The sequence below is a fragment of the Bacillus sp. UNC41MFS5 genome (assembly GCF_000686805.1).
The window spans coordinates 368886-391976 of sequence record NZ_KK366020.1; the positions used below are offsets into that span (position 1 = coordinate 368886).

Sequence of the window (23091 nt, forward strand, 5' to 3'; positions counted from 1 at the left end):
TCTTCAAGCAGCAGTAGTTTTCATATAAATCAGATCAGGTCCCAGGGGATCATTTTTTGTGCGGAGGGAAATTATGAAGCTCGTATTACTTTCAGGCGGATCAGGAAAGCGCCTATGGCCATTATCAAACGATACAAGATCAAAACAATTTTTAAAAGTATTAGAATGTAGTAATGAAGAAAAGCAATCAATGGTACAGCGTGTCTGGGGGCAGTTGAAAACAGTTGGTCTTGAGGATTCATCTGTCATTGCTACTTCTAAAATGCAAAGAGATATGATTCATAGCCAAATTGGGATGGAAGTACCTCTTATAATAGAGCCTGAACGTCGTGATACATTCCCAGCGATTGCTTTAGCTGCTTCTTATCTATTTTCTATACAAAATGTTTCTGAAGATGAAGTGGTTGTAGTATTGCCGGTTGATCCATACGTAGATGATAGCTTTTTTGAGAAGGTAAAAGAATTAGAGAATGTTTTACTAGATTCAAATGCTGATTTGGCTCTAGTAGGTGTTAAACCTACTTATCCTTCATCTAAATATGGCTATATTGTTCCAAAAGAAGCAGTCGATGGTGACGGACATTTTACTGTCAATCATTTTACGGAAAAACCAAGTGAAGAAAAGGCTCAGACTCTTATCGATATGAATGCTTTATGGAACTGTGGAGTATTTGCTTTTAAACTAAAATATATTATTGATATATTAGTAAAAAAGGGCTTACCTCTTCATTATGATAAACTATCACTTCAGTATAAGGATCTTCCAAAGATTAGTTTTGATTATGAAGTAGTCGAGAAGGCAAATCATATTGTCGCGCTTCCTTATGATGGGTATTGGAAGGATCTTGGGACATGGAATACCTTAACGGAAGAAATGGCTACATCGCAAATTGGTAAAGGCGTATTAAGTAATGATTCAGTAAATACTCACTTAATCAATGAACTTGATATCCCTGTTACCATTATTGGGTTAAATGATGTAGTCGTAGCTGCAAGTCCTGATGGAATTTTAGTTTCAGACAAAGCATCAAGTCCAAAAATTAAGGAACTAATTAGTGGATTTGAACAGCCGCCAATGTATGAAGAACGCATTTGGGGATGGTCGCGTGTCCTAGATTATGCTAAGTATGAAGATGGAAACGAAATGGTCACCAAACGAATTTGTATCCACGCAAAAAAGAATTCAAGCTATCACTACCATAACCTACGAGACGAAGTTTGGACCATTGTCCGCGGTGAAGGTGAATTAGCGTTGGATGATTATATTACTCGTGTTAAGGCAGGGGATATCATCCACCTTCCGGCAGGAAAGAAGCATGGAATAAAAGCGTTCACCGAACTTGAATTTGTTGAAGTTCAAACAGGGATTGGTATAAGTGACGAAGACTTTACTCGTTTGTATTTTGAATGGGAGGATGTCATTAACCATTTCCAAAAATCAAAGGCAAAAGTAATCTTATAATTATTAGGGAGAGGGCCTTTGCCCTTTCCCTTCTTTTTTATTGTCGAGGTGAATCATATTGAAAACCATTGCCTATTATATTTCTGATTACGGGTATGGACATGCTTCAAGAAGTATTGCGGTGATACGAAAACTTCTAAAAGACCAAGAAGTGAAAATTATTGTTTGCCATTCCTTTGCTCTATCTTTTTTAAAAGAGTCCCTTCAATCTAATCGTGTGAGTTTTAGAACTATAAAGACAGATGTGGGTTACTTTCTGGAAAAGGATTCGATACATCCTGATAAAGTGCGATTATTTAAGGAATTTAAAAACTTCGTAGCAGACTGGGATTTCAAGGTTGTGCAGGAGCAAGAGTTTCTAGAGTTAAATTATATTGACTTAGTTATTTCAGATATTTCTCCACTTGCATTTGAAGCAGCTCAAAGATTATATGTTCCTTCTATTGGTCTTTCTAACTTTACTTGGTATACGGCCTACCATGATTTAATAGATGATGGAGAATTAAAACCATATAAATTAGCTTATCAAAATATGACGCACCTCTATTCTTTGGCAGGAAGCAATGAAAATTGGAATGTCCCAACCAATCATTATGGATTTTTTTCTAGAGAAGTAGATTTATTAGAGGTTCAAAGAATTAGACATTTAATTAATCCAAATGAGACCCAGAATGTCATTTTTTTAGGACTTGGAATGAAAATCGACGTGGGTTCACTTGAGCAACTTCCGATTTGGGACAGCCCGAACTGCGTATTTTTAGTCTCCTCAAATGTTCAAGTCAATCGTCCGAATGTCTTTCAAATTCCAAGTGATTATTTGGAATCCCAAAACTATATTGCTGCATCAGACCTAGTGATTTCCAAAGCAGGATGGGGAATGATTGGGGAGGCAATGAGTGCGAATGTGCCGCTATTAATCCTAAATCGAGCATCCATGAAAGAGGATCAAAATACTATCAATTATCTAAATAAACATCATCTGTGTCATACGATTGAATGGGATGATTTTAAAACCTATATGGTTGACAATTCAACCATTAAGGGTGTGAATAGAGAGTTGAGAGAGAGTAGCCCTTCTAATAATAATGAAGCAGATAAGATAGCAAATGACATACTGAAAATATTGAAATAATCCTAGTCATATATATTAGATTCTGGAAATATCCAATTCTCGTAAATAATAGAGTTAAAAGGATTATAGCTTAATTAACGACTACACCCTTGCCTTCTTAAATAGGCAGGCAAGGGTGTGATTTTTAAATTTTATTAATATAAAAAGGGATGACACTTTTGAATAAGAGGAAATGGTGGACACTAGCTTTGATCGTTTGGATGGTCTCTATCTTTTGCTTTACACAACTACCTTACTTTACGGGGAAAAACACCTCAGATGCGATCCAAAAAGTAGTAGTAACAGAACATAATGCCATTAATACACCAAATGCTGATAGTGTTGATATCAATGTGTTAAATCTGATTGTAAGAAAAGCAACGCACGTTATGGTATTCGGGTTCCTTGCCGTACTTTTATTCCAATTCTTAAAAAGGTATCGATATGCCTATCCTATCGCATGGTTCATTACCTTTCTCTACGCCATTACAGATGAATATCATCAATCGTTTATGCCAGGGAGAGTTTCATCTTTTAAGGATGTCTTGTTTGATTCCTTTGGGGCATTACTTGGGTTAACATTAATGTTTTTTATCAATAGAAAGAGAAAGCTAATTCATACAACTTAGATTAACGATTAGTACGAGTAATACTGGAGGAATTGATTTTGCAACCGTTATTTTTAAAACCTGTTTTTAAAGAGAGAATTTGGGGTGGTACCACGCTGCAGAAGGAATTTGGATATGATATTCCAACAGTGAATACAGGTGAGTGTTGGGCTATCTCTGCACATCCCAATGGTCCTTCTATTATTGAAAATGGTCCATATAAAGGGCTAACCTTGGACAATCTCTGGAGAGAGCATCCTGAACTTTTCGGCCACCCGAAAGAGAAGGTATTTCCACTTTTAACAAAAATACTTGATGCCAACATTGATCTATCGGTCCAAGTACATCCAAATGATTCTTATGCTATGGTTCATGAAAATGGCGAACTGGGAAAAACAGAATGCTGGTATATCATTGATTGCAAAGAAGATGCGGACATGATCTTTGGACATAATGCTACATCAGAGCAAGAATTAATCGAGCAAATCAATAAAGGTGAATGGAACAATTTATTGCGTCGAGTGAAGATTAAGCCAGGTGACTTTTTCTATGTACCGAGCGGAACGATTCACGCTTTATGTGAAGGCACCTTAGTATTGGAGACCCAGCAAAGCTCTGACACCACCTACCGTGTGTACGATTATGACCGCAGGGATGCAGATGGGAATTTGCGGGAACTTCATTTAGAAAAAGCGATCGAAGTTACCACTGTTCCGTATCATGATTCAGTAAGTGAGTCTTCTGTGGAAGAGAAGGGGAATGTAAGAATTACTACCTTTGTGGAATCAGAGTTTTTCTCGGTTTATAAATGGGATGTTCATGGGAAAGGTTTCTTTTCTTTGAGTGATCAATATTTGCTTCTTAGTGTGATTAATGGAGAAGGATCATTAGTTCATAATGGAGAGCAATATGGATTGAAGAAGGGGACTCATCTGATTATTCCTGTTGGTTTTGAAGAGTTTGAATTAGACGGGGAATGTGAGATCATCGTTTCTCATACCTAATATGAAATCTAAATCCTCCGACTTATGATAGATATTCGAAAATCCATCATAAGTTGGGAGTCTAGATTTGAAATCTAGTGTTCAAATTTATCAGGCGTAAACTGTTCATTATCCTATTCTATTGATATTTACAATACTAATGAATCATTTGAATAACTAATTTAATCCAACCGAAAAACGCAAACCATAATGGAACACTTAAAGACGTCCCCCACAATAATCCTAATAAAAGATTCCCTTGCTTGTCCATGAAATCCACTCCTATTGTTAGTTGTAGATAAATCTGGTAATGCACGGTTCTGTTTTTTAGTATATGTAAACGCTTTCAGTTTCTTTTTTATATAATACCCAAATAAGGATGGAGAATAAAGTAGAAAAATGTGAATAATATACGAAAAATTTCGACAAATTTACTTATTAGACTTTTTATACCAAAGGGAGGGTCCAATCTATTATTTAATATTTTTCATTAAGAACGAAATTGCCTCTCCTCAGTGGAAAATTTTACGTAATATTAAATAGATGATTACCCATAAAGGAATTGATAAAAGGATCCCCCAAAGGCAGCCCCTACCGAAATTTCTCCCATCTTCTTTTTCTGCCATATTGATCACTCCACTTCCAAAACAGGTTGCTTATCACTATTTAACCATGTATGGATGAACTGTTATCATTAAATCGTTCGATGAATAGTTACAAATTATCTTGGTAATGTCGAACAGAATCATTAATTAACAGGGTTGCTATTGCCACATTATTAACATATAAATGGGTTAATAGAGCTATTTATTACTAGAAACAATTGGTATACTATCAATATAAGCACATAGTTCGTACGAAAGGGCAAACCCATTGAAAAATGGAGGCGCAAAACTACAGGGGCTAAGGTTCTCAAAACTATGCCAGCCAGTTGCCGAATATGATCACCTTACTACGGATTATGAATATACTCTGGGAGGTTACACTATGGTTATCTTTATTGCAGGCTTATTTGTTGGATCTTTCTCTATGCTTACAGTAATGAGTCTTATGGTTGCAGCTAAAAGGGGAGACCGACTCCTTGAATCACAACAATAATTGAAAGCGTTTACCAAACAACCTCAACTTAGGGTAGCGAAATCTCTAATTTAGATGTATTAACATATGTCGGTCAGTTAAAGTTATAATTTTGTTACAATAACAGCTTCTAAATACTGAACTATTACACATTAAATTAAAAGGAAAAAACGAAGGAGAACTGATATCAGTTCTCCTTCGTTTTTTCCTTTATAGCTTTTGTAAAATTTTTAAATAGTATATTAAAAATGAGTGGATATTAGATCTTTTATTTTATCCTGATCAATAACCAGTTGATAGTTATTAGCCTTTAAGATGTCATCATACATTCTTTTTCCAACACCAGGAATCTGATGATATTCCAATTGAGTATTCGGTTCAAAGTTTTTTGCTGCGAGTCCAAGACTTAACATATCGGAATTTGACATATTGCTTGCTATCACAAAATCAGGAATGGATTTTACAAGTGACGGCAAATTATTGATATTACTTGGACTAAGAGCCTTCTTAGCAATCCCTTTTAATGCTTCCTCTTGGAGTTTTTGACGACCGTATTCTCCGTTTTTTAGAGAGTAGCGTTCGTGGACAACCTCAGCGACCATTTTTCCATCTAAAGCATGTGTACCTGTACTTATTACTTTATTTTTATTTTCACTATACCAAGGATGGGTTAATTTAACATCAAATGGGACATTCATATCAATCCCACCAACGGCATCAACCATCGCTTGAAAGCCGCCATAATTGGTTTCTACGTAATAATTGATCGGAACACCGGTTAATTCTCCAACTGCTTTGACAGCAGCTTCTACCCCTTTTTTGGCCCCTTTTGTTGCCTGCATAATATATTGGACACTCGTAATTTTAGTATATCCATAGCTATCTAAATGAACACGGGTATCACGTGGAATGCTTATTGCATCATATTCATGCTTAGTTAAATCAACATGGACAAGCATCATTGAATCAGAATGCCCTATATTTTGACCTTTTCTTTCATCGGAACCAATTAATAACAAGTTAAATACAGGTTCTTTTATATCAACACTTTTATTTACCTGCTGTTCATTGTTCCCAGAACTTACAACCGGAACTGATGTAAAATGATTACCTGGTTGTAATTGATAATATCCGTACCCTACGCCTGCGATAACGAGTAAAAGGATACCCAAAAAGCTAAGGCCTACGATTTTCCATTTATTTTTACCTTTTTTTTTCATATTTCCTCCGATATTGGTAGAGAGTTTCCTCTAAATTAACTAGGTTTATAGTCATGAAAATATTTTACTGTTTTTGGATATTGGATTCAATATAAATTATTGGAAGGAACACGTTTGTATTTGTCAATATTCATTTGAGCTAGAGCGATTACTAAAAATTGAGCCACTTCATTCCTCCTTTTGAAAAATCATGCTTGTGGACCGCTAACCATATCTTAATATGTGGAATCAATTCCTTAAGCGAAGAAAATTGCGAAGACTGCTCAAATCCTTCAATCTTGCCTAATTTTAACCCTGCAATTTCATAACACCCTTCCACCGCTCTGATACGTGCCTTTCAAACGTTAAGTTAACACTTCCGCACCTCAACTATATCGGGTCTAGCAGTGTAAATCGAACGACCAAAATTCACATTTGGAGAACGGGGGGACGGTTTTGGTGGCTCATGGCCATTGGGTGGGTTTTTGTGGTTGGCACTAGACCGGGGGTGGCTGTATCTTCGATACTTGCTAGAACTAGTTGAGTGGTTTGGTACCTAAAAAGAGAGATTTTAATAGAATAAGGGTAGTTCGATAGTAATTTAGTTCATTTTTTAGGGAAGTAGGATATTTTATGAGGAGTTTTTAAAAGCGGTTCGACAATCTTCTTTCTTCTTTTGGTGGGGAATTGCATATCATTCAGTACTTGCAGATGTTTCAACTAAACCTTTGGTTAGTTTGACCTAAATAGAGTTTAGTTTGATGTACCTATTATCATTGTAGAAGTAGGTCATTTGTTGCGAATTAGTTGTTCCATATAATAATAGATTGAATTATACTAATAATATAATTTACATATTTTAGTTGGTGTGACTTTGCTTTTTCAACTACTGGTTGGGACAGATAAATGAGAGGTAGTTTGAAAGCCAAGTTTCACTTTTACTCAACTTTGAATTTACATTATCAATGACAAGTACAATGGGGGAGAAAAATGAATGTTGCATTATTAAATGATTATAAGATAGACATTGAGAGTTTAAGTATTGAATTAGAAGAGCAGGGCTATGAACGAAAAGAAGTGAAGGAACAGTTAAATGAACGCTTTCGAAGATTCTCCCAAAAAGGTGATTTTCGATGTATTTGTTGTGATGAGCGGGTGGAAATGGTATTAGCCCTTGATAAAATTTTTCATTTCAGGCATTTTGACAAGGAGCACTGTTCTTATAGTGAAAATCACAGAACTTATACACGGCAAAAGGAAAACTTAGAAGATGTTCCTAGACATCGAGCAGGTAAAGCAATACTACGAACTTACCTTGAAGGAACCTGTAAAACTCATGGAATCCGATTGTCTGACGGATATCATTGTAAGAGTACTCTTTCTTTTGTTCCGGACTTTATTTTAGAGTTTCCGAATGGCCATATTTGGGCGATAGATTATATAACAGGGTTAAAAAGTGATATAAAATATGCAAATGGCTTAATTAAGCGCAGAAATACATACATTCAGCATCAATTCACCCCGATTTTTTTAATAGACAGTTATTGGTTAGCATATGAGTCTGAAATTAATCATGTATCTTTAGTAGACGGAGAATTATTGTGTGTTAGGGAAACAACACAAGATGATTTATGGACCGATTTTATAAAAGGATTGGGCCTCAATCTGCAAAATACTCTACTCAATAATCGTCCCTATAGTCTTCAAGTAAAAAGTATGGCTTATGTTTCCCCTTATGAACGTGAAATAAATATCATCCGATTCTTACAAGAAACTCACAACCCCAAGAAGACCAGGACAGTATATAAGCCAATAAAAATCCCACTAGACCAAGCATTATTGATCAACCATGAGCAATCGGATTTCACTTATACAAGAGACAATGAAGATGAATACAGAGAAGAACTTAAAAGGCAACTTATAACAATATATCAAGAACAAGAAGATCTTAGGGAGCAACAAGAAATTGAAAGTGTCAGAAAAGCAGAAGAGGAACGTAAACTTAGAGAATTCGCTAGGGCCCGTGAAGCTCAAAAGCAAAAAGAAGCTCAAAGAACAAGGGAATATTATGAATCTAAAGGTGTTCCTTTTTCAGGTCGTAGTCAGCTGCAAATGGATGCCGACATAGAAAGGGATGCCGAATATTTACAAAGGAAAAATTCACCATTGGAACCATATTGGTATAAACAAGTAGTAAAGCATATGTCAAAATTTTACGGTATAGATAGTGAAGCTGAAGAGCATGCTCAGGCAACAATAGACGAAACATCATCCAAAAAAGTAGTCGTTGGTCCTAATAGAATCTTAAGAAATACTCAAGAAACAGTTATTGACGTGGCTTCCAAACTTCCAGGTTGGAAAGTTGAGGAAATATTAAATCACTATGTAAATGGAGAAGCATATTTTACTGGTAACTCAAGAAAATGGAAGGAAATAGTTTTAGATTCTTTCATGGACATTTATTTTAATAAAATATCAGTACCTCAATTACTACAGAAAATAAAAGATAATGGAATTAAGTTTGATCAGCCTGAAAAAATTATGTCCTTCCCAATAAATGAATATATACAGTATGTAGGGAAAAAAATAAAAAAAGACGTACGTTTTTAATGCTGTTAATGCTTCAGAAGTTAGAACCGTTCCTGTGGGGTCACGTCTCCACTAGGAGCCACATTAAATCTGGTGCATGACATGACTCGGACTTTGTCAAAGATTGAAAGGATAAAAGATAATAAATTTAAGATGAGATTAATGCTGAGTTAATGGAGGAAATAGATTGTTTAGAAGAGGCGTTAAATAGAACTAGATGATATTCCGGTGTGACAGTAGGAGTTTCTACTCAGGAATTAAACAAAGTCAGCACCTATAAAGAGCCTTTTGATGATCACGTCGAGGTGACGATTGAACCCGACCATTTACACTAATTAAATTTAGTATTGCTGCCCTCGATTTAGTAGAAGGCAGCAAACTTTAGAATGGCTCTTTTGGTAATATTGAAGGCAAAGTAGTAAAACAGATTGCAAATTTGAGATAATGGGGGACTTCCTGAAATGTATATCAGCCAATTATTGAAGGATTGTGGATTAGATATAACGAAAAAAATCAAGATTGTCCGACATAAAGATGGAAGGGGTGTCGATATTCAACAGCTACACCAATCAGGACAACTGGCATTGTATCAAAGTTATCAGGAGCTTGATGTATTCAGGAAGTGTGATTACATCGTCTCATTAATAGGATTAGATAATACCAAAGCTTTGTTGGTGGGAGTTTATGAAGTCAAATCTTCCAATAAAGTAAAGGGGTTTCCAGAGGGAATTGATGTCCCATACCGAGGTGTAGCTAAGACTAACTGTAAATATCATTATGATTTAGTGCCTATGCCTAGGTTTGAAAATCTGATTGACCGAGTGATTGTTGAATGGGGGGACCTAGCGATTGTTTGGCATCAATGGCTTCATACAGGGGACAAAGAAGTGGTACAAGTATTACCGAAGGGGCATGTGGAGGAATTTCCGGGTTACCTTGAATTTGTACTGGATTATTCTCAGCTGACTAAACTCTATGAATATCCCGATTCCAATCAAGTCTGGAAAAGGATGTTATCTACTGTGGCAGGTATTTATTTAATCGTCGATAAAAAGACAGGGATGCAGTATATTGGTTCAGCCAGTGGTAAGGAAGGGATATACGGCCGCTGGAAGGACTACGCCAAAACGGGTCACGGAGGCAATAAAACCCTATTGGCACTTCTAGAAGGAAATCCAAGATATGTACATAATTTTCAATATACAATTCTCCATACCCTAGCTAAGACACTAACCAAAAATGAGGTATTACAGTTCGAGAAAAAGTATAAAGAGAAACTTGGGACCAAGGCAAATGGATTGAATTTGAATTAACGCGTGACAAGGGGGCGGTTCTCTTGCTTCGTTTAATTATTAGTGAAGCATAAGAACCTTCCCTTTGCTTCCTTTCAAGCTTTGGGTACTGTTCTTGGTAAGACCATAGAAAGACCATAAGGACGGTTCCGTTGGTCTGTATACTTACTTCATTTGAGCCATGAGAACCGTCCCTGTGGTCCTTTACATCGGTCGGAAATTGTTCACTTTAATGATTCAAGTTATTGTTGAAACATCGAGAAATAATTTTAAATAAGAAAGTGTTCAATATTTATAAGCAATATTGTTCAAATGTACTTGATGCTTACAGCTACCTCACTCCAAAAGAATTTGGAATGGTTTGAGCAGCCAAATGCGGTGTTTTTATATAATTTCGCGAGGAAAGTTCAGTTCCAGTATTTTTTTATTTTTTTTGTCTATGCCTTATTATCTTTTTAATTCCCTTTTTCTGATTTTCTGTTAATTTATTGTAATCCTCTATTAACTCCATAATATCCTTCGAATTAGTGTTATTAATTTTACCTAATCCTAATGTAGCAAATGAAAAAGCTATAGTAAGGATTGTGATCATATCTGTTGATACATGGTCATAAAAATTGTCTAAAAATGCTTTTGTTAATAAATAGTAACTTGTGCTTCGGAGAAAGTAATGAGGAATAAAGAATGTAAAAATAACAAAAACAATACCGACAGCAAAAGGTACCCAAGAATATTTTCTAAGTTTCTCACTACCTTCGCCTTCCCCATTCTTTAATAGCTGACTTAACGATAGACCTAGAGACAACATTGCAAATGAAAACATTGCGGCTTTATCTCTAACATCCATTCCAAAAGCCATAAAAATAAATATACTAATTGTAATTATTATTAGAGGATTAGTCTTCTTTTGTTTATAAAGATAGTAACAAAATTCAATTATTAGATATAGAAAGAAAAGGATACAAGTAGAGCCAGAAAGTATAATAAAGAAATCTATCATGGTTATTATATGAAATATTAATTTCGAAATAAGCAATAGGATAAAAATAAGTGTAATAGTACTTAAGGTTACTATTGAACCTATTTTTCTCATTTTGTTTAAATGTTTTTGCAGTTCCAATTAACAATCTCCATTCTTCCAAATATAATGAATTACTTTTTTTGTTCAAAAATTCTCTTATGATCTTATTTTCTGTAAAAATAAACAGGTATTTTAATAATTCCCTCCTTTTTTGAAAGTAAATTAAGAGTTTATTTCCTTGATTTTAACCTAATTTATTTTACATTATTGGGAGTTAACAGAAAAGATAAATAAATATAATTCCCGTGCCTGTCACCGCCCGATATATGTCAAGAGTTGTAGAATCAGAGATTCAATATAGGTAGCTACAAAGACAAAATCAGGAATGGCTTCACCACTAATCTTTTCTTTAAGAAAAGCCGTTTGACCAGCCCAATCTCCCCCTGTTTCAGGCATTTAATTGAAGTATGTTTGGGTAGTATGTTTATTAATCATTATGAATCATTTCTCAAAAAACTTCGGTGTCACCGCCCGATAAATCTTGTTACACAGAAATGTTCCACGCGGAGATTTGAGTAAATAAAGATAGTAAAAGGATTGCCCCCTGACCCATAACTTCAGGTGTCATGCCCCGATAAAGATATTGTATTTGGTGGATCTCAGTAAGAAGTAATCTTTAAAAGTAAAAAAGGCGTTGTGCTCGATGTTACCTTTATGAGTCAAAACGTAGTTGGCTCCAGTATTTTTCATTAATTACTGAGGTTCAACAATTACGGGGAATTGATATTTGGATTAGAAAGAAAATATATACTCTTTCTAAGCTTATTTATGTCCAGCTTTTCTAGTAGGCTCAAAGACTTCCTATGATGTTATAATAATAACTATAATAGAAGAAATAGGAAAATGGGAGGAGAAACATGAGAAAGAATCTTTTCAGGATTTTGTTAGGAATGGTTCTGCTGTTTGGTCTGAAATTGCCTCATACCACTCTGGCCGATTCAAATGTACCCGATGGGTTTATTCCCGTCTATGACGAAGAAGACTTGGACCAAATGAGGGAGAATCTGTCTGGTCAGTACATTCTCATGAATAATCTCGATTTAACGGATGACGTATCGTCTGGTGGAGTATTTTACCACGAGGGGAAAGGATGGGAGCCGATTGGGTCTCCGGCCGCTCCATTTAAGGGGACATTTAATGGAAACGGACATACCATTAATGGAATGAAGATCCGTATCACATCCGACCAAATCATCTATGCAGGTTTATTTGGATACGCCAAAGGGGCGGTCATCCAAAACGTAGGAATGACAGGGGACGTTATTGACATAGAAAATACATCGGTCGATACCGATTCATCTCTTGTCTACGCAGGAAGCCTTGTTGGATATTCAAATGGTGGGCTAAAGATGGATCACAATTTCCACACAGGAAGTATATCTGCCCAATCCGTATACAGGGCACATGCCGGCGGGCTTGTGGGGATGCTTAAAAATGATTCCATTTCAGACAGTTACAATACAGGAAATTTGGCGGTGAAAACAGAAACAGGAGATGCAGAGGCCGGAGGGATGGCTGGGTACAGCTATAAATCTACCATAAAAAACAGTTATAATACAGGTTCTATAACCACTAACTCTGTATCCGATTACACCTATACGGGTGGAATGATCGGACACGCGTATGAATCGGACGTATCAAATTCGTTCAATAGAGGGAAAATTCTGACTTCCAGTGGCGGTAGCGGGTATGCCGGAGGGATATTGGGCAGCTTCATAGGAGGTACTCAAACAGGAGTTTACAATACAGGACAAATCCAAAGCTCTGGTAGAACATTCGGTTTCGCAGGAGGAATTTCCGGTGGCAACTACGGAGGGGTTATCAACCGGTCTTACAATTCAGGAAGTGTAAACTCGAACAATATGGCAGGAGGGATCTCCGGTATATTAATCAGTTCCGCTTCCCTTTCCAATTCCTACAATACAGGAACCATAACGGTGCCCTATTCAAGCTCCCCAAGTTCAGGCGGGCTTACGGCGAGGAACATGAGCAGTTTGATATCTGGCTGCTACAACATCGGGAATCTCGTGGGGAATGGAACAAAAGGAGGAATTGTCGGCTACAATTCCGGGGTCATCAAAAATACGTACCATTACATGAACGGTACAAGAAGCGTTTATACGGGAAGCACAGATGGAATTACCCAATTTGCCAGTTTGACAGATTTTGAAAAACAAGAGAATGTTTCAAATTTGAATTTTGACAGCGTCTGGACAATGGGAGCCAGCCCTGATTATACTTACCCTGAACTTCAGGATACGCCTCAAGTCAATGATTCGGATTCAGGGATTTATTCCCTTACCCTGACCTCTCTCCCAGAAAGGACTCTTTACCGAAAAGGAGAACCTATTGATTTAAAAGGTGCGTCTCTCCTAGTGAAAACAACGGAAGGTACCTCTGAAATCGTACCGGTTACAGAAGATATGATTACAGAGTATCAGCCTGGCACAACAGGCGTTCAAACGGTGATGGTTCATTATGAAAATTGGACAGCCACGTTTCGTGTGACTGTGAAAGAAAGCTTCACGGTTACCTTCAAAGACCATGATGGCACTGTATTGAAAACGGAAGACGTTCCGTATGCAACGGAAGTAACACCTCCTAAAGAACCATCACGGACAGGATATACCTTTAAGGGATGGGATCAGGATTTACAACATTTAACTTCTGACGTGACGGCGACCGCCCAATACAGCATCAATACGTATAAAATAACCTTCCAGGATTATGACGGGCGTGTCCTGGATACAAAAGTAGTAAACTATTCATCGGATGCCGAAGAACCTTCCCATCCATCCAGAACCGGATACACGTTTACCGGATGGGATCAGCCATTCACAAACATCACAGAAGATCTAATCGTGACAGCTCAGTATGAGATCAATACCTATAAAGTGACGTTTATGGATGACATGGGCGGCGTTCTGAAAACAGAAGTGGTGGAATACGGAAAACCGGCCACTCCACCGGACCCACCTGTGTTAGAAGCGTATGAATTTGTCCGCTGGAATTTTCCGTTTGATTATGTAACAAGAGATTTGACCATTTTCCCGCAGTATCAATTAAAGAAATATACGGTCACGTTTTTGTCTAACGGGGAAGTGTATGCGACAAGAGTAGTGAATTATGGCGGTTCACCTGATGTAAGGTACCTGAATCCTTCCAAGTACGGGTATATATTTAAGGGCTGGGACCGGGATTTGACCAATGTAAGGTCCGACATTACCACGAATGCCATATTTGAAGCGAAGCAGTATCAAGTTTCCTTTTATAATGAAAATGGAAGCTTTATAGAAAGCCAGATGGTTCCATACGGACAGTCTGCCACTCCTCCAGTTATCAAAAAGACAGGGTATACCCTGTCCGGATGGAGAGGGGGGGATTATCAATACGTGACAGGCAGCATAGCCTTGTATGCGGAGTTTAAGATTAACCAATATCAGGTGGTCTTTAATATAGACGGGAAAACCGCAAGCACCCAGGCTGTTTCCTATGGCTCGAAAGCAAAGGCACCGTACGTACCGCATAAAAGCGGATATACTTTTGTAGGCTGGGTGAAAAACCTGACAGACACCACATCGTTTAACTTACAAACAGGCATTACAAGTCCGCTCGTGCTGCAAGCAAAATACGCAAAAAAACCAGCCGTCCCTGGGGCACCGAAAGTTACATCTGCCGGATATACAAAACTTAAGGTGATCTGGAGCAAGGTATCCGGTGTAGCCGGATATGAAGTATACCGATCAACATCCAAAACCGGTACCTATAGTAAGGTGGCATCTCTTAACGGAAGCACCGTTTTTTACGTAAACGGAAGTCTAAAAACCAATACTACTTACTATTACAAGATTCTAGCGTTCCAAGTTGTGAATGGAGTAAAAGTATACAGCAGCTTCACAGGGGTTGGATATGGAAAACCGGTTCTTGCCGTACCAACAGGCTTGAAAGTGGTAAAGTATACGTCCTCCTCTTTTAAAATCTCATGGACAAAGGGAAGCGAAGCGACTGGTTATGAACTGTACCGGAGCACTTCTTTAAAAGGAACGTATACGAAAGTTGCAACGACGACAGGGACTTCTTATATAAATAAGGGCATTGTAAAAGGGAAAGTGTATTATTATAAGATCCGGGCTTATAAAACGGTCATAAAGACAAAGATATACAGCTCTTATTCAAATCCCTTTTTAGGAAAAATTTCCTAACACAAAGATAGGGTCTGAAAATTAAATATAGAACCGCTCATAAACGTTGAAACTAATAGCCTGTACCGTTGATTACCAAGTAAATGTCGATACTGAAGTGACCCCATAAAGTTAGACAGGTTATCTCGTTAGGCGGCATATTTCAGGAACTCGGTATTGGACAATTGTATATGTAATAATTTCAAAATTATATAAAAGTAACTGCACCCCGTATTGTTAGAATGTGCGTCTAACAATTGGGGTGCAGTTCATTTTCCAGCATGGTTGAAATAGTATTTTCTGCGTGTTATCCTTGGAACCCCGCCATCAAATCACGTAAATGTTTGACCGCGAGTTTTACACTCTCTTTTTTATTTTTATGAACGCCAGATCCTAATAATTCATAGTGGTGATGGAAGGAATTTATTTGCAAAGCTTTTGTAGCCTTCAAGAACTGTGAAGGTTTCTACAGTAATTACAAAACCCTTCCCTATGAAGATTTTTATGATCTCTAGTTCGGGCATTTTTACTTTTGATACAATTCTCATACAATCATCCTCTCCGCTTAGAAAGCATAGGAATTCATAATTCATGACGCTATATAAACTAGTTATACGCTAAAATAATGCCCTCTGCCGCTTAGGAATTGAATAATTAATGAAATTTTTCGAAAAAGTTGTCACCAGTCTAATCAAAATGTAATCTATTCTCTGGTAGTTGATTTTACCTTCAACCTTTTAATGAGGCAGCACCAAATAGTCCACCTCGGCTATATGCACTCTATGTTAGTTAGGTAAAAGTTAAATAGCGCTCATCCTTTTCTTATCTTTCAGGCTCTTCTTCGAAGAAACGTGCGAAATCAATAGTTTTGCCAAGTTCGTGAACCAGGTCTTCTGTCTTCATCCCCAATCCAAAAGCAAGTTTAATAAAGGTCGCAAAGGATGGACTTTTTTTGTTTGTTTCAAGGTCGCTCATATATGAGCGATCTAATTTGCTACGATAAGCTAATTCTTCTTGAGACATACCTGTGGCTAGCCGAAATGGTTTTAATGCGTCACCTATGTAACGGGCCTTTTCATTTTTCAAGGAAATTACTCCTTTTAAATCTTATTTAAATCTGTCTAGTTTAACAGAAAATCTCAATGAAATAGCACATATTCTCCGGCCCTGTGGAGTTTTCATTAATCACTATTCTCAGAATGTTGTTCTACTTCCTGTAACATTTCAGATGCTTTCATACCCAAACCAAATGCAAGAGCTGAGATGGTATCCAGAGTGGGTTTTTTAACATCTCTTTCCATTAAACTAATAAAGGATGGATGTCGACTACAGCGGTCTGCCAACACTTCTTGTGAAAGTTTCCGCGCATTCCTCAGTTTTTTTAATACTTTTCCAAAGTGATCCAAAGAATTACCCCTTTTCCATGTAAATTGTCCAGATTGAATCTTTTATTTATGATCATCTTCTAAGCTGCTAAAATTGTATTTTCCTGTTGTCTCTTTGGTTAACTGATGCCCTTTTTGGGGTTCGAGATAAAAGGTGACCGGACCTGGTTGATTTCCTCTTTTAATGGAAATCTGCATTAATTGTTGAGCTTTATGAATCCTATTGTTAAAGGAGGTTAATTTGGAATCGACTATAATTGAATGGCCATTACTTAGTTCAACCTCCGTCTTGTTTCCTGCTGCCTTTGTTCTAACAATATGTTCGGGGTTGAACCAAATACAATTAGGGTTTAGTGGTGAATGGATTGGAAACAGGCAAATCCCCAGATAAGGATTGACGATAATTGGACATCTCGATCGCTCGTCAAGAATGAGTTTGGCGCTTGCCATTGCCCCTCTTAAATCAAATCCAATATACATTAATGTGTCGTCTAAAATTTGTAAGGGTGTTCGATCGACCAGAAAAGACGAGCTTCCTGCCATAGCTCGTGCACACAACTTGCCATAACCGTCATATTCTCCCATCATTAAGATCATTTTCTTTTCGATAAGATAGTTCTTTTGAATAATAATGGTCTTCCTCTCCTTAAAATCCGAATGATTTGAAAAAGGCTTACCTACTACTATTTCTGTCATGACTGCCCGTTGAAAAGGAAGGCTGTGCTTTCAAATTATGTAAAGAAGTCCCTAACGATCTTGGGGCTTGCGGGTATATTACTTACTTAGCAGGTAAATTGTGTAATCTAATGGATCCGTCGAGATTGTATTGTAAATAGGTTAATCATTGCCTCTTGTATTAATTAAATAATAAACAGGACTTTATAACTACAGACTAAAGTGTGTGTATTCTACAAAATTCGCCCTTTTTCGTGACAATCCAGTGACAAATTGAAAGTACCTGTCGCGGCCAGTAGCTTTAATGAAACCACAAAACTTACTTTCTTTACCAAATAGTAGAATCTGATACTAAACAGTTAATAATTCCTGTTCAGATCTAGAGTAAACACAATTTCCTCATCATTTGTATCATACTTCTCCTGGAGTATTTCATGAAAAAGTACGCAAAATTTATTTTCTGCGATGCCATAAAAATAGGCGAAAGGATTTTTGACGTTTCTGTTGAACTTTAGTTTTCGCATCAGCTGTTTAAAGGATTGGATGGCAACATCTTGGATGTGTTCAGGCTCTAGTTCACAATGGTAGCTAGATGCAGCCATTTGAACTGTTCGCCAATACTCTTCGATTGTCCTTGCTTCAGAAAAGAAGCATTTTACCAGGTGAACAAACGGCTGTGGTACTCGATCACTCACATAGGTGTGATCTAATTCGGACGGTTCCTCTTTACGTTCTTTTATATAGTGCAACATATGTGCCTGCCGATAAGCCGCCATTTGTTCCAGAGGACGTGTATTGGTTTGGCCATGAACACCAATGGAGGAACATTGCAAATGGTAGAATCAATGATGGTTTAAAATCTTTTAAACTTCAAGTAAATGTATCCGACCAACTTAACGTAAACTCCGAATTAGCTTCTGTATCAAAGAGGAAAGATAGACATCTCAATGGAAAATACAGTGAAATAAAGAGAATTTCCCTTACTCTAGTTGGGAAATTCAATGGCTAAATCTGAATTTATATTGTCTACTTTAAAGATCGCAACGCACAGGCACTTAAAGAACGAAAAAGTTAAATAGAATTTGGTCCTTATCCAGGACGACCTGGTTACGGAGACTCATCTTGGCGACTGAAATTGCTTTAAAGAGGCCTATGGATCCGGTGCAGAGCTTAACGATGGTTTCATATTCTCGATGAGAGTTATCGGATACATTGCCATGGGCAATTTCGTTACGGGTTTTTCGGATAAACTCGTCAAACTCTTTTTCCCTTATCTGGCGCAAAGCGTAAATCAGGGGTAATATCTTCTCTTTTACTTCTTCATCTTTTACTCTCTTAAAATAGCTTAGGATATCGCCAAGCATAAGCGGCTTTATGGTTGAATCATTGCTAATCAACGCCCTTACTTCATTGAGTTCTTTTTCCAGGACTGTTACCATCCCTAGTGTCAACAATGAGTAATCCGTAAGGCCAGAGTCATTGAGAGCCTTGTAGGATACCTGCAGGCTCTGGAGCCGTTCAATTGTCTTTTCCTCCAGCCCGGAAAAGGCCTTTGAGTAAAAAGGATCGGCTTCCTGTTCGAGCATGGATCTGCACTGGCTGATTGTTTCTTCCCAATTTCTATTCATCTTCCGGTAACTATGTTTCAAATCGCCTGCATACTCCAGCGACTTAAGGAACACCGGGAGGACATCCGTCCGCAATTTTTCATAAGAAAACGTAGTTGGAATAAAAAGAATTGCTTCATAAGCCATCTCGTTAATGAACGATAGCCTGTTTAGCGGATACCCCTTTAGGCTGTGTAATGCGGCCAAATAACCATAGATGTCATAAAGATATTGGGCTGCAATTCTTGAGTCATCCTGCTCACCGTCAGCAATCATAGAGTAAAAGCCTCCGAAAAAACTGTTAGCCGGAACTCCATCATGTATCCTGGATAACTCAATGTATTCCTTGCAGCAGCTGTCATAACCCTTCCCAGAGCCACAAAAACACTCATCTTGTTCAAAAGTGTCTTGTATTTCAATATCAGGGATAAAGTGCTTAAATACCTTAGAGATCCCCATCCGTAGAGGAATTGATTTTCTTTTACCCAGCAAATCAATCGACGCCTCAACAAGGGTATCAAGTTTGGCAAGGACAATCCCGTTATGCTCATCTATGAAGGGATGATATGCATCAAGGTCGATGAGTCTCGTATTTTCCGTTACCTGCCCCGTTAAATACCCCCGGGTAATGATTTGGTGGCTCATGGAATTGGCTAACAGTTCATTATTATTTGTTTGCTCCATAAACACCTTTTGGAAAATGTCGAATAGTACTCCATCCGATAACTGCACATACCAAGGGTCAATTTTATCAACGATGGGGAACCCGTTATTTTGTCTAGCTTTAGTCAAAAAATAGTCGAAGGTAGTATTCATCTCTATTGCTCCTTTAAAACTCCAGTTAATGAGAATTTTACTATATTCATTGATATGTGAATAGAGTTACAACTCCGAATCCCGGTGCCTGTCACGCCCCGGATTTTGTCGTAGATTAATGTGATGATCCCCAATCCCATTGCCTTCAAAATCATTCGTTTAAAGGTAGACCGTGAAATGCCATTATCATGGTATTGTTCATGAATCGACTTTAGGATAGTCCCGATTTTCGCATTGCATACTCCAGGGATTTTGGTAGCAAACCGAACCAGCCTTTTTAACCCGACCAATTCCCCTTTAGAAAAATCATGCTTGTGTTCCACTAACCACATCTCCATATGATGATTAAATTCCTCAAGGGAACTGAATTGCGAGAAACCCCCAAATCCTTCCATATTGCCCGATTTGATACCCGCCATTTTATGACACCCTTTCATCGCGTATCTGAAGCCCGCTTTATCACGGCACTTCTAAGATATAGGGTTTGGCGGAGTCAATCGAATTCCACTATTTCACTTTTCGCGGGCATTTTTAGAGCAAAACGTCAAAAAAAGGCATCAAAAATGATATTTGAAGGCGATTTTTGCATTTTGGGCGATTTTTTAATTGATTTCACAGAGTCTGTTGAGGATTCCAACTGTGGAAAGTTCCGGTACCTGTCACGGCCTGATAATTATTGAAGATTGATAGTTACTATATTTTTTTATAGCAGAAAATCAGTTCATTATCGTAGCTTTGTCATAGTGTTGCGTTCTAATTCAAATGCACATAAACCGCAAAGAATGCCTTTTTTATAGGTAACTTTTGCATATGGATGTAGAATTCTAAATGCTTCGTGTAAATTAAGTTCAGTGATTGCATGATAATTTAATATTCCTGTATTCTTTAAATTGGTATAGGAATGGAAAATAGGAATTTAAATTTATGTAAATATGGAACTTTTTGGTTTTTATATCGTACTAATGTTAGGCCATTTTTTATAATGGCTATAAAGAAGGTTTTATTTTTACAAGAAAGAGGAGGAACGTATGGGGGTAAATTCTTTAGAAGTACGATCGTTGACGAAGCTAATAGGCAAGAAGAAGATTGTAGATGATGTTAGCTTCAGTATAAAAAAAGGGGAAATCTTTGGTCTTTTGGGTCCAAATGGAGCAGGTAAAACAACCATTATCCGTATGATTGTCAGCTTGATCAAACGGACAGATGGAGAGGTTCGTGTAAATGGCCATAACCTCGATGGACAATTTAAAAAGACAATGAGTGAAATTGGGGCGATTGTTGAAAATCCTGAATTTTACAAGTATATGAGTGGGTACAAGAATTTAAAGCATTATGCAAATATGGCCATTAAAGAAGTGTCAGATGAGCGAATTATGGAAGTTGCTAGGTTAGTAAAATTAGAAGATGCTATTAACCAAAAGGTTAAGACCTATTCTCTTGGAATGAGACAAAGGCTAGGAGTGGCCCAAGCGTTATTACATAACCCGTCACTGCTTATTCTAGATGAGCCTACAAATGGATTAGATCCTCAAGGAATTAGAGAATTTAGAGATTACTTACACACTCTTGCAAACGAGGGAATTTCAGTTCTGGTATCCTCCCATCTTTTAGCTGAAATGCAACTGATGTGTGATCGTTTTGCCATTATTGAAAAGGGTAAACTAATACATATTTCTTCCATGAAAGAAACGATGGAAGAAGACGAAAAGACAGAAGTCATTTTTGAGGTAAGCAGCAGCAAAAAAGCAATAGATGTGCTGAAAGAAGAAGTAGCTGATACCGATATCAAGATTCTTGCAGACGACCAATTCTCAGTCCATGTAGAAAAAGCTACTATTAGTACCATTAATAAGCTGTTAATCTCAAAGGATATTGATGTCTATGGCATTAGCAGGGTAACCATTTCACTGGAAGACCGATTCTTAGAAATAACAAACAAAGAAGTTAGAGAGATTGGAGGTGTCATGCAATGATTGCCTTAATTCGTAATGAACTTATGAAATTGTTTCAAAGAAAATCGAGCTGGATTTATCTAATCATCCTAGTACTCGCAGTCATTGTGGGGGGAATTATCTACAATAAAGTATCAGGTGAACCCGATCCGAATTGGCAAGCGGGTATGAAGGCTGAGATTGCTGAGTTGCAGCAGAATGCAAAAACGGCACCAGATGATGAAAAACAGTTTATTACTGATGAAATTGAACAAAAGCAGAAATATCTGGATGAAAACGTTAACCCAAATTCCGTCAGTAATTGGCATTTTATGAATAATGTTGTATTTGGCGTGACGACTTTGGTGACGTTGCTGGCGGTGATTGTATGCAGTGCCAGTGTGTCCTCTGAATTTGCAGATGGAACGATTAAGCAGCTGTTAATCAGACCGCATCAGAGATGGGCCATCCTCCTTTCCAAATATCTATCATTAATTATCTATTCGCTTATTCTTGTAGCGACACTTATTACTGCTGGATATCTTGTTGGTATCATTATATTTGGTAATGGGGACTTTACGGCGAAAATCTTTGAGATGGCAATAGACGGGCAGAAGGTGGCAGAAGTCGGTCCACAGTTCTTCCTTAAGATTGCCTACTACCTTCCAAGTTTGTTGGTTATAACCGCCATTGCCTTTATGCTCTCCACTTTATTTAAAAGTCAGGCATTGGCGGTGGGAATTGGTATCTTTGTCCTGTTTATGTCTTCCACCTTGGGCGGATTAATTGTGCTTCTTGCAGAAAAATACGAGTGGGCAAAATATTTAATTTTCCCGCATCTCGATTTAACTATTTATGCATTGCAGGATAAGATTTTGGGGGACATTACACTCCCGATTTCACTGGTTATCTTGGCTGTGTATTATGCGATTTTTATGATCCTGACTTTCGTGTTTTTCCAGAAGAGAGATATTAGTATATAAGAGATAAAAACGACTGTTGAAAAAATGGGAGTAGAGCTAAAAACTCTCCTCCTTGTAGTATCAAAATGCGTAAGTGTAGCTGCTTACGCATTTTTTATTATTGGCTGTGTT

Annotated in this window: 20 protein-coding genes and 1 riboswitch; of the genes, 10 read left to right on the plus strand and 10 right to left on the minus strand. The window is 37.5% G+C overall.

All coding sequences use genetic code 11. From position 1 onward, the window contains the following. Positions 1–73: 73 nt before the first annotated feature. The 4 genes from BR30_RS0130610 to manA all read left to right on the plus strand — a co-directional run bounded on the left by BR30_RS0130610 (position 74) and on the right by manA (position 4185). On the plus strand, positions 74–1462 hold the full coding sequence (locus tag BR30_RS0130610) for a sugar phosphate nucleotidyltransferase (RefSeq protein WP_026568369.1): 1389 nt from the start codon (positions 74–76) through the stop codon (positions 1460–1462). Between the two features lie 58 nt (positions 1463–1520). After that, on the plus strand, positions 1521–2594 hold the full coding sequence (locus BR30_RS0130615) for a glycosyltransferase family protein (RefSeq protein WP_026568370.1): 1074 nt from the start codon (positions 1521–1523) through the stop codon (positions 2592–2594). Positions 2595–2752: 158 nt separating this feature from the next. Beyond that, positions 2753–3202, plus strand: a complete 450-nt coding sequence (locus BR30_RS34935; RefSeq protein WP_197032443.1) for a VanZ family protein — start codon at positions 2753–2755, stop codon at positions 3200–3202. A 35-nt stretch (positions 3203–3237) separates the two neighbouring features. Beyond that, positions 3238–4185 carry a mannose-6-phosphate isomerase, class I gene (gene manA / locus BR30_RS0130625; protein WP_026568371.1) on the plus strand — a complete coding sequence of 316 codons (948 nt, stop codon included), beginning with the start codon at positions 3238–3240 and terminating at the stop codon, positions 4183–4185. An 832-nt stretch (positions 4186–5017) separates the two neighbouring features. Further along, positions 5018–5103: riboswitch (cyclic di-GMP riboswitch) on the plus strand. 380 nt (positions 5104–5483) lie between these two features. On the opposite strand, the gene BR30_RS0130645 is transcribed toward manA, so the two are convergent. Beyond that, positions 5484–6461, minus strand: a complete 978-nt coding sequence (locus BR30_RS0130645; protein WP_051633855.1) for an LCP family protein — start codon at positions 6459–6461, stop codon at positions 5484–5486. Between the two features lie 969 nt (positions 6462–7430). On the opposite strand from BR30_RS0130645, the gene BR30_RS0130655 reads away from it, so the two are divergent. Beyond that, positions 7431–9050, plus strand: coding sequence for a competence protein CoiA family protein (locus BR30_RS0130655; protein WP_026568373.1), 1620 nt, complete (start codon positions 7431–7433; stop codon positions 9048–9050). Positions 9051–9490: 440 nt separating this feature from the next. Further along, positions 9491–10342: a GIY-YIG nuclease family protein gene (locus BR30_RS0130660; protein WP_026568374.1), complete on the plus strand. Its 852-nt coding sequence runs from the start codon at positions 9491–9493 to the stop codon at positions 10340–10342. Between the two features lie 403 nt (positions 10343–10745). On the opposite strand, the gene BR30_RS0130665 is transcribed toward BR30_RS0130660, so the two are convergent. Next, positions 10746–11441, minus strand: a complete 696-nt coding sequence (locus tag BR30_RS0130665; protein ID WP_026568375.1) for a hypothetical protein — start codon at positions 11439–11441, stop codon at positions 10746–10748. A gap of 213 nt (positions 11442–11654) precedes the next feature. After that, on the minus strand, positions 11655–11798 hold the full coding sequence (locus BR30_RS38280) for a hypothetical protein (RefSeq protein WP_155928969.1): 144 nt from the start codon (positions 11796–11798) through the stop codon (positions 11655–11657). 461 nt (positions 11799–12259) lie between these two features. Between BR30_RS38280 and BR30_RS0130670 the strand changes: the two genes are divergently transcribed. After that, the gene (locus BR30_RS0130670) at positions 12260–15604 is read left to right on the plus strand and encodes an InlB B-repeat-containing protein (protein WP_026568376.1); all 3345 of its coding nucleotides are present in this window, start codon (positions 12260–12262) and stop codon (positions 15602–15604) included. A gap of 286 nt (positions 15605–15890) precedes the next feature. On the opposite strand, the gene BR30_RS38285 is transcribed toward BR30_RS0130670, so the two are convergent. The 5 genes from BR30_RS38285 to BR30_RS37135 form a co-directional block, all read right to left on the minus strand. Then, complete coding sequence (locus tag BR30_RS38285) at positions 15891–16034, minus strand: hypothetical protein (protein ID WP_231507864.1); 144 nt, start codon at positions 16032–16034, stop codon at positions 15891–15893. A 371-nt stretch (positions 16035–16405) separates the two neighbouring features. Then, on the minus strand, positions 16406–16669 hold the full coding sequence (locus tag BR30_RS34940; RefSeq protein WP_051633856.1) for a helix-turn-helix domain-containing protein: 264 nt from the start codon (positions 16667–16669) through the stop codon (positions 16406–16408). Positions 16670–16764: 95 nt separating this feature from the next. Next, the gene (locus BR30_RS0130685; protein ID WP_026568377.1) at positions 16765–16989 is read right to left on the minus strand and encodes a helix-turn-helix domain-containing protein; all 225 of its coding nucleotides are present in this window, start codon (positions 16987–16989) and stop codon (positions 16765–16767) included. Positions 16990–17031: 42 nt separating this feature from the next. Then, the gene (locus BR30_RS0130690; RefSeq protein ID WP_026568378.1) at positions 17032–17664 is read right to left on the minus strand and encodes a competence protein ComK; all 633 of its coding nucleotides are present in this window, start codon (positions 17662–17664) and stop codon (positions 17032–17034) included. A gap of 338 nt (positions 17665–18002) precedes the next feature. Beyond that, positions 18003–18338, minus strand: coding sequence for a hypothetical protein (locus tag BR30_RS37135; protein ID WP_231507865.1), 336 nt, complete (start codon positions 18336–18338; stop codon positions 18003–18005). Between BR30_RS37135 and BR30_RS38290 the strand changes: the two genes are divergently transcribed. Then, entirely contained in the window at positions 18320–18652 is a 333-nt protein-coding gene (locus BR30_RS38290) for a hypothetical protein (protein ID WP_231507866.1), read from the plus strand. The genes BR30_RS37135 and BR30_RS38290 overlap by 19 nt on opposite strands. A gap of 46 nt (positions 18653–18698) precedes the next feature. On the opposite strand, the gene BR30_RS0130705 is transcribed toward BR30_RS38290, so the two are convergent. Both BR30_RS0130705 and BR30_RS34955 read right to left on the minus strand, forming a co-directional pair. Next, a complete protein-coding gene (locus tag BR30_RS0130705; RefSeq protein ID WP_026568381.1) occupies positions 18699–20066 on the minus strand; it encodes an SEC-C domain-containing protein in 1368 nt (455 codons plus the stop codon). A gap of 2 nt (positions 20067–20068) precedes the next feature. After that, positions 20069–20485, minus strand: coding sequence for a hypothetical protein (locus BR30_RS34955; RefSeq protein WP_051633857.1), 417 nt, complete (start codon positions 20483–20485; stop codon positions 20069–20071). Between the two features lie 609 nt (positions 20486–21094). Here BR30_RS34955 and BR30_RS0130715 point away from each other — a divergent pair. Continuing rightward, entirely contained in the window at positions 21095–22039 is a 945-nt protein-coding gene (locus BR30_RS0130715; RefSeq protein WP_026568382.1) for an ABC transporter ATP-binding protein, read from the plus strand. Beyond that, entirely contained in the window at positions 22036–22980 is a 945-nt protein-coding gene (locus BR30_RS0130720) for an ABC transporter permease (protein WP_026568383.1), read from the plus strand. Before BR30_RS0130715 ends, BR30_RS0130720 begins: the two co-directional genes overlap by 4 nt. Positions 22981–23091: the final 111 nt, after the last annotated feature.